The sequence below is a fragment of the Faecalibacterium sp. DFI.5.82 genome, from assembly GCF_029076575.1.
Classification (GTDB): domain Bacteria; phylum Bacillota; class Clostridia; order Oscillospirales; family Ruminococcaceae; genus Faecalibacterium; species Faecalibacterium duncaniae.
This window is the reverse complement of record NZ_JARFIS010000515.1, coordinates 1-311: the sequence shown is the minus strand read 5'-3', so window position 1 is coordinate 311 and position 311 is coordinate 1. Positions and strand designations below refer to the sequence as shown.

1 protein-coding gene is annotated in these 311 nt (G+C 60.1%); it reads left to right on the top strand.

Going from position 1 to position 311, the window contains the following annotated elements; genetic code table 11:
* The coding region (locus P0G09_RS17675; RefSeq protein WP_275253323.1) for an aconitase family protein at positions 1-230 on the top strand (230 nt) is incomplete at its 5' end.
* Positions 231-311: the final 81 nt, after the last annotated feature.

Below are 311 nucleotides of genomic sequence, written 5' to 3'. Positions count from 1 at the left end.
GGACCGAGGCCTTTATTGATGCGGGCTGCATTGTGTCCACCCCCACCTGCGGCCCCTGCCTGGGCGGCTACATGGGCATCCTGGCCGAGGGGGAGCGCTGTGTCTCCACCACCAACCGCAAGTTTGTGGGCCGCATGGGCCATGTCAAGAGCGAAGTCTATCTGGCAAGCCCGGCCACTGCCGCTGCCAGCGCCCTGACCGGCTATATCACCGACCCCCGCACGGTCTGATCGAAAAGGAGACACAACGATGAACGCAAAAGGTTCTGTTTTCAAATACCCGGATAACGTGGATACCGATGTCATCATTCC